This is a genomic window from Palleronia sp. (genome assembly GCF_042089775.1).
Lineage (GTDB): Bacteria > Pseudomonadota > Alphaproteobacteria > Rhodobacterales > Rhodobacteraceae > Palleronia.
Window position 1 is genome coordinate 1 of the sequence record NZ_JBELKF010000110.1, and the last position, 8,250, is coordinate 8,250.

Here is an 8,250-nt window from a genome sequence, read left to right on the forward strand (position 1 = left end):
TCTCGCTTCGTCGATCCCGCCGACCTGCGCCACGACATGCACCTCACCATCGTCACCTTCCAGCCCGGCGGCGTCATCCCGTTTCCCGAGACCCATGTGATGGAACACGGGCTCTACGTGCTCGAAGGGAAGGCGGTCTACCGGCTGAACCAGGACTGGGTCGAGGTCGAGTCGGGCGACTACATGTGGCTGCGCGCCTTCTGCCCGCAGGCCTGTTACGCTGGCGGGCCGGGGCCGTTCCGCTACCTGCTCTACAAGGACGTGAACCGCCATGCGGCGCTGGCGCTCTGACATTGCCGCGTCGCGGCGGCGCGCTACGCTTCGGCCCGCACCAGCAGGGGGACGGACGACATGGATGAACGCACGGCAGATGCCTTCGTCGAGGCGGTCAGGGACGTGGCGAAGGCCGAGATCATGCCCCGTTTCCGCGCCCTGTCACCGGGCGATGTCGAGACCAAGACAGGCCCCGAGGACCTCGTCACCATCGCCGACACCGCGGCCGAGGCGGCGCTGACCCGGCGCCTGGCCGAGATCCTGCCCGGCGCGTCGGTCGTCGGCGAAGAAGCGGTCGAGGAAGATCCGTCGATCCTGGACCACCTGACCCGGCCCGAGCCCTGCATCGTCATCGACCCGATCGACGGGACCTGGAATTTTGCCCACGGGCTCGCGGTCTTCGGCGTCATCGTCGCCGTTCGCGAGGCCGGCAAGACCGTGATGGGCCTGCTCTACGACCCCGTCTGCGATGACTGGATGATTGCGCGTGCAGGGCAGGGGGCGCATTTCGCCCGCGGCGACGGCAGCCGCGCGCCGATCAAGACTCGCGCCCCGCGTGAGCCGGGGATGGAGACGGGCTACCTGCCGCTTGGCATGTTCGACGGACGCCGGAAGGAAGCGCTGGCGCCTCTCATGCCGGCCTTCTCACGGGTGCAGTCCCTGCGCTGCTCGCTCTACGAGTATCGGATGCTGGCCGCGGGCCACGTCGACTGGCTGATCGCTGCGCAGTCCAAGCCGTGGGACCACCTCGCCGGACAACTGATCGTCGAAGAAGCCGGCGGCGCCTGGGGCACGTTGGCCGGCGGACCCTATGACCCGACCAACCGCGATCAGGTCCTGCTGGCGGCCTGCGCATCCACGCGGCTCGACAGCTTGCGCGACACACTGACTGATGTGCTCGCGTAATTCCGCTTAGCGGAATCGAGTTTCAACAGACGGAAATCGGTGGTTGCGTCTGCCGCGCATGAGGCTAGCTTTCCCCTGAATTTGGGAGAAGAGCCATGTCCGACACCGTCCGCTATGACCGCGAAGGCGCGATCGCCGTCGTCACCGTCGATAACCCGCCGGTCAACGCGCTGGGCCAGGCAGTCCGCGAAGCGCTGGCCGCTGCCTTCGACCGCTTCGAATCCGATGATGCCGAGATTGCCGTGCTGACAGGCGCGGGGCGCCTGTTTCTTGGCGGCGCCGACATCTCGGAATTCGGCAAGCCGCCGACCGAGCCGTCGCTGCCCGACGTGATCGCCCGGATCGAGCGCTGTTCGAAACCCGTGGTCGCCTCCATCCACGGCGCGGCGCTGGGCGGGGGGCTCGAGGTTGCGCTGGGCTGCCACTACCGTGTGGCGCTGACGGGCGCCAAGCTCGGCCTGCCCGAGGTGTCGCTGGGCCTCATTCCCGGCGCGGGCGGCACGCAGCGCGTCCCGCGCCTAGCGGGGCTTGACGCCGCGGTCGAGATCATGACGTCGGGCAAGCCGATCGAGCCCGAGAAGGCGCAGATGTACGGCCTGATCGACAGGGTGGTCAGCGTGGACGAGCCGCGCCTTGCCGGCATCGCCTATGCCGAGCAGCTTCTGGCCGAAGGCGCGACGCCCCGGCCCACCCGCGACCTGCCCGCTCCCGATTCGCCGAAGCGCGACCTCGAGACATGGCGCGAAGTGCTGGAAGACAGGTACACCGGCGAGATCGCGCAGGTCCGTGCCGCCGAGGCCGCATTCCGCACGCTCGACACCCCGTTCGACGAGGGAATGAAGCTGGAGCGCGAGACGTTCCTCGACCTCATCAAGAGCCGGCAGAGCGACGCGCTGCGCCACGCCTTCTTCCTTGAACGGAAGGTCTCGCGCCTGCCCGAAATTGAAGGGGTCGAGCCGCGCAATATCGCCACCGTCGGGGTGATCGGCGGCGGCACGATGGGCGCAGGGATCGCCACGGCATGCCTGCTCGCGGGCCTGTCGGTCACGCTGGTCGAAACCGATGCCGTCCGCGCCGAGAAGGCCTACCTGACGATTTCGAAGAACCTCGACGGCGCGGTCGAGCGCGGCAAGATGAGCGAAGAGGGTCGCAGCCGGGCCGACCTGACCACCACGGTCGAATACGAGGCGCTGTCCGAGGCCGACATCGTCATCGAGGCCGTGTTCGAAAGCCTGGATGTGAAGCGGCAGGTCTTTGCCCAACTCGACGAGCTGATGAAGCAGGGCGCGGTTCTGGCGACGAACACCTCGTATCTCGACGTGAACCAGATCGCCGACGCCACGGGCCGCCCGCAGGACGTCATCGGCCTGCACTTCTTCTCGCCCGCGCATGTGATGCGGCTGGTCGAGGTCGTGGTGGCCGACAGGACCGCACCCGAGGTGGTCGCGACGGCCTTCGCGCTGGCCAGGAAACTGAAGAAGGTGGCCGTCCGCTCGGGCGTCTGCGACGGGTTCATCGGCAACCGCATCCTCAGCCACTACCGCGCCGCCGCGACCGAGATGGTGCTGAAAGGCGCCTCGCCCTACCAGATCGACGCCGCGATCGAACGGTTCGGCTTCAAGATGGGCCCCTACAAGGTCGCGGACCTTGCCGGCCTCGACATCGGGCACGCCACGCGCACCCGCAAGGGTCCGCAACCGGGCGAGGTGAACCCCGACTGGGACGACCGCCTGAACGAGATGGGGCGCCTCGGGCGCAAGACCGGGCGCGGCTACTACACCTATGACGACGGCACCAAGGAAGACCCCGAGGTCCAGCAGATCATCGAGGACATCCGCGCCGAAAAGGGCATCGAGCCGCGCGAGTTCCACGAGACCGAGCTGGTCGAGCGCTATATGACCGCGATGGTCAACGAGGCCGCCAAGGTCGTGGGCGAGGGGATCGCGCAGCGGCCTCTCGACGTGGATGCGGTGCTGCTGTTCGGCTATGGCTTTCCCCGCTTCCGCGGCGGGCCGATGAAATATGCGGATCACGTCGGCCTCCGGGTGATCTCGGACCGGATCGACCGCTACGCCGCCGAAAATCCCGAATTCTGGCAAAAAGCGCCCCTGATCGCCGAACTGGTCGAGCGTGACGGCACCTTCGAGGAGTTGAACTGATGAGCCGCGCCGTCATCGTCTCGGTCGCCCGCACCCCCGTCGGCAAGGCCCACCGGGGCGCCTTCAACCTGACCCACGGCGCCGACATGGGCGGTCACGCCGCCCGCCACGCGGTCGAGCGCGCGGGCATCGACCCCGGCCTGATCGAGGATTCGATCTGGGGCTGCGGCTATCCGCAGGGCGCCACGGGGCGCAACATCGCCCGTCAGGCCGCGATCCGCGCGGGGCTGCCGGTGACCATCGCGGGCACCACTGTGAACCGCTTCTGCGCCAGCGGCCTGCAAGCCATCGCGATGGGCGGCCACATGATCGCGTCCGAAGGGGCGAAGGCGGTCTTGGCAGGCGGCCTCGAGTCCATCAGCCGCGTCCAGCCGCCCCCGGACGAGACGCCGAACGACTGGATCATGGCGCACAAGCCCGACCTCTACCTGCCGATGATCGACACCGCCGACATCGTGGCCGAACGCTACGGCATCCCCCGCGAGGCACAGGACGAATTGGCGCTGGCGTCCCAGCAACGGACCGCCGCCGCGCAGGAGGCCGGGCGTTTCGACGCCGAGATCGTGCCGATGGAGGTCACCCAAGCCGTCAAGGACAAGGCCACGGGCGAGGTCAGCGAACAGACCCGCGTGGTCGAGCAGGACGAATGCAACCGCCCCGGCACCACGCTCGAGGGGCTGCAAAAGCTTGAACCCGTGCGCGGCGAGGGCAAGTACGTCACCGCCGGCAACGCCAGCCAGCTTTCGGACGGCGCCGCGGCGCTGGTGATGATGGACGAGGCCGAGGCCGAGCGTCTGGGGCTGGAACCCCTCGGCGCCTTCCGCGGCTATGCCGTTGCGGGCTGCGAGCCGGACGAGATGGGCATCGGCCCGGTCTATGCCGTTCCGCGCTTGCTGGAACGGCAGGGCCTTTCCGTCGACGACATCGACCTGTGGGAATTGAACGAGGCGTTTGCGTCGCAGCTTCTCTATTGCCGCGACAAGCTGGGGATCCCCGATGACCGGCTGAACGTCGATGGCGGCTCGATCTCGATCGGGCACCCGTTCGGGATGACCGGCGCGCGGACCACCAGCCACCTTCTGATCGAAGGGAAGCGCCGGGGCGCGAAGCTCGGCGTCGTGACCATGTGCATCGGCGGCGGCCAGGGTGCGGCCGGCCTGTTCGAGATCTTCTGAGTGGGCGGCCCGGTCCTGAAGGACGAGACGGGGACGCAGCGCGCGCTTGGCTACGTGCTTGACCTCGGCGGCGAGACGGCGCGCGCCACGATGACCGTGGACGAGCGGCACACCAACCGCACCGACCGGCTGCATGGCGGTCTTGTCACGCTGCTGCTGGACAGCGCTATGGGGGGCACGGCTTCGCTGGCCATCGACCCGGACGGGATGCATCCGGTGGTCACGCTGTCGCTGACGACGAACTACGTCGCCTCGGGCGCTCTGGGCGACGAACTGGTCGCGACCGCGCGCATCCAGGGCGGCGGGCGCAAGGTGAAATACGTGGACGGCACGCTCAAGACCGCGGACGGACGGATCATCGCCACGGCGACGGGCGTGTTCAAGTCCGTCGCGGGGCAGTAGGATAAAGTCATGGGAGGACACGACATGGCGAAGGATACCAAGGGCCACGGCCCCGAGCTTGGCAGCTTCGAATGGAGCGACCCGATGCTCCTCGAGACGCAACTGACCGAGGACGAGCGGATGCTGCGCGACGCGGCCCGCCAGTTCGCTGAAAGTGTGCTGCAACCGCGCGTGGCCGAGGCTTACCGCGCGGAATCGGATGCGCCGGACCTGTTCCCGATGATGGGGCAGGCGGGGCTTCTGGGCGTCACGGTCCCCGAGGAATATGGCGGGCTCGGTGCGAGCTACGTGACTTACGGCCTCGTCGCGCGCGAGGTCGAGCGGGTGGATTCGGGCTACCGCTCGATGATGTCGGTGCAGTCGTCGCTGGTGATGTATCCGATCCACGCCTACGGGTCCGAAGAGCAGAAGCAGAAGTTCCTGCCTGGGCTGGCGTCGGGCGAGTTGATCGGCTGCTTCGGGCTGACTGAACCCGACGCAGGCTCGGATCCCGGCGGCATGAAGACCGTCGCCAGGAAGACCGGCGGCGGCTACGTGCTGAACGGCTCCAAGATGTGGATCTCGAACTCGCCCTTCGCCGACGTCTTCGTCGTCTGGGCCAAGTCCGAGGCGCATGATGGCAAGATCCGCGGCTTCGTGCTGGAAAAGGGGATGAAGGGCCTGTCTGCGCCCAAGATCGGCGGCAAGCTGTCCCTGCGCGCCTCGACCACGGGCGAGATCGTCATGGACGGCGTCGAGGTGGGCGAGGATGCGCTGCTGCCGAACGTGCAGGGCCTCAAGGGTCCGTTCGGCTGCCTGAATCGCGCGCGCTATGGCATCTCGTGGGGGGCCATGGGCGCGGCCGAGGCGTGCTGGCATGCCGCGCGCAGCTACGGGCTTGAGCGCAAGCAGTTCGACAAGCCGATCGCGGGCACGCAGCTGTTCCAGAAGAAGCTCGCCGACATGCAGACCGAGATCGCGCTGGGGCTGCAAGGCTCGCTGCGGCTGGGGCGGATGATGGACGAGGGGCAGGCCTCGCCCGAGCTGGTCAGCCTGATGAAGCGCAACAATTGCGGCAAGGCGCTGGATATCGCGCGGGCCGCGCGGGACATGCATGGCGGCAACGGGATCTCCGACGAGTACTCGGTGATGCGCCACATGATCAACCTCGAGACGGTGAACACCTACGAGGGCACCCATGACGTGCACGCGCTGATCCTGGGACGGGCGCAGACGGGGATCCAGGCGTTCTTCTGAGACCGCGCGCTGATCGAGGAACAACGAGATGAAGACGTCGAGAACGCTGTTCGCCCTGGGCGCGGTGCTGATGCTGCTGGGTTCGATCCTGGCCTGGGCGATCCACGGCCCCGGCGGGGTCGAGGTCGAGGACGTGCGCTTCGTCGGCGCCGACGGGCAGATGCGCAGCGGGCTGCTCTACCTGCCGCCCGACGCGAGCGCCGAGGACCCCGCGCCCGCGATCCTGGCGGTGCATGGCTACATCAACTCGCGCGAGGTGCAGTCGCCCTTCGCCATCGAGTTCGCCCGTCGCGGCTACGTGGTGTTCTCGGTCGATCAGACCGGCCACGGCTATTCCGAAGGGGCCGCGTTCTCGAACGGGTTCGGGGGGCCGGCGGCGCTGGCCTACCTGCGCTCGCTGCCGATGGTGGACACCGACAATATCGGCCTCGAAGGGCACTCCATGGGGGGCTGGACGATTCTTGCCGCCGCGGCCGCCTATCCCGACGGCTACAAGTCCATGGTGCTGGAAGGGTCGTCCACCGGCGCCCCCTTCGCCCGCGAAGGCACGCCCGACTGGCCGCGCAACCTGGCGGTCGTGTTCTCGGCCTATGACGAGTTCAGCCAGCTTATGTGGGGCGTGGAAGAGGCCGGCAATGCCGAGCAGAGCCCCAAGCTGCAGACCCTCTTCGGCACCGACGAGGTGGTCGAGGAAGGCCGCGTCTATGGCGACATCGACCAGGGCACGGCGCGGATGCTGGCGCAGCCGCCGGTGACGCATCCGGGCGACCACATCTCACGCGCGGCGATCGGCGAGGCGGTCGCGTGGTTCGGCCAGACGCTGGACGGCGGGGCGAGCCTGCCCGCCGACAACCAGATCTGGTACTGGAAAGAACTGGGCACCACGATCGTCCTGATCGGCTTTGCGCTGTTCCTGACGGGCACTGCGGGCCTTCTGCTGCGGGTGCCCTATATAGACCGGCTGCGCGACCTTCCGACGAGCGCCGCACACTGGTATCGCGGCGGGACGTGGTGGGCGATCTTCGCCGCGACGGCGCTGATCCCCGTGGCGACCTACTACCCCGTCTTCTGGCTGGCCGAAACGATCCTGCCGGCAAGCCCGCTTCTGCCGCAGGTGGTGACCAACCAGATCGCGCTCTGGGCGCTGGTGAACGGCGCCATCGCGGCGCTGATCGGGCTGTTCCTCAAGGGGCGGCCGATGACCTTCAGCATCGACGTGGGGCCAAGCCTTGCGCTGGCGGCAGCGACCGTGCTGGTGGGCTATGTCGCGGTGGCGTTCATCGACTGGCTGTTCCTCGTCGATCCGCGCTTCTGGTTCGTGGGGATCAAGCTCCTGGACCCCCTGAAGGCGGGCTACGCGCTGATCTACGCGATTCCGCTGGCGGTCTTCTTCCTGCTGGCGCTGCGGGCGCTGCACGCAGGCCTGTCGGTCGAGAACGAGGGCGGGGCCGCCTACGTCCTGAACGCGCTGGCGCTGGCCGGCGGGTTCGTGCTGTTCCTGGCCGTCAACTATGCGGTGCTGTTCACGACAGGCTCGACCCTGACGCCGGGGGGCTGGGCGCTCGAGACCATCGTGATGTTCCAGTTCGTGCCGGTGCTGATCTTTGCCGCGTGCCTCAGCACGTTCCTGTATTACCGTACCAACAGCTACGTGCCCGGCGCGCTGCTGAACGCACTGTTCGTCAGCTGGTTCATTGTCGGAGGGCAGGCCGCACAAGTCTATATCGGCTGAGCCACGCGCAGCACGAAGGCCCCGGCCGCCACGTCGGCGCCGGAGTTTTTTCGTGTCCGGGTCAATGTCTGACGAAGGGGCGGCCGCCCTGTGTGTTGCGACATATTGGGGACGGGGCGCTACCCCCGGCAGTCGTCTCACCGGTGAGAACGTGGTCGGGCATGTCCGGTGTGTCAGGCCGGGTGCCCTCTCCAAAGCTCTCGCTGTCCGTGGTTGCGCGCCGGGCGGGTATGGCCGCTCGGGCGTTAAGACGGCGCGATCCTTGCGCGCGCTACTCGGCCGCGTCGCCGGTGCGGGACATCTCGGGGCGATCGGGCGGCTCGATCGCGGCCCGGTCGATGGTTTCGCGCCCGAAGGCCACGATCAT

7 protein-coding genes are annotated in these 8,250 nt (G+C 68.0%); all 7 read left to right on the plus strand.

Features of this window, described 5'->3' with window-relative positions; all coding sequences use genetic code 11:
* On the plus strand, window positions 1-291 hold a 291-nt coding region (locus ACFDS3_RS17480; RefSeq protein WP_375263638.1), incomplete at its 5' end, for a cupin domain-containing protein.
* Between the two features lie 60 nt (window positions 292-351).
* Window positions 352-1,179, plus strand: coding sequence for an inositol monophosphatase family protein (locus ACFDS3_RS17485; RefSeq protein ID WP_375263639.1), 828 nt, complete (start codon window positions 352-354; stop codon window positions 1,177-1,179).
* Window positions 1,180-1,274: 95 nt separating this feature from the next.
* Window positions 1,275-3,338 carry a 3-hydroxyacyl-CoA dehydrogenase NAD-binding domain-containing protein gene (locus ACFDS3_RS17490; protein WP_375263640.1) on the plus strand — a complete coding sequence of 688 codons (2,064 nt, stop codon included), beginning with the start codon at window positions 1,275-1,277 and terminating at the stop codon, window positions 3,336-3,338.
* On the plus strand, window positions 3,338-4,513 hold the full coding sequence (locus tag ACFDS3_RS17495; RefSeq protein ID WP_375263641.1) for an acetyl-CoA C-acyltransferase: 1,176 nt from the start codon (window positions 3,338-3,340) through the stop codon (window positions 4,511-4,513). The genes ACFDS3_RS17490 and ACFDS3_RS17495 overlap by 1 nt, the downstream gene beginning before the upstream one ends.
* On the plus strand, window positions 4,514-4,915 hold the full coding sequence (locus ACFDS3_RS17500) for a PaaI family thioesterase (protein WP_375263642.1): 402 nt from the start codon (window positions 4,514-4,516) through the stop codon (window positions 4,913-4,915). It abuts the gene before it with no gap.
* 24 nt (window positions 4,916-4,939) lie between these two features.
* Complete coding sequence (locus ACFDS3_RS17505) at window positions 4,940-6,151, plus strand: acyl-CoA dehydrogenase (RefSeq protein ID WP_375263643.1); 1,212 nt, start codon at window positions 4,940-4,942, stop codon at window positions 6,149-6,151.
* Between the two features lie 28 nt (window positions 6,152-6,179).
* On the plus strand, window positions 6,180-7,883 hold the full coding sequence (locus tag ACFDS3_RS17510; RefSeq protein WP_375263644.1) for an alpha/beta fold hydrolase: 1,704 nt from the start codon (window positions 6,180-6,182) through the stop codon (window positions 7,881-7,883).
* The last annotated feature ends 367 nt before the right edge of the window (window positions 7,884-8,250 follow it).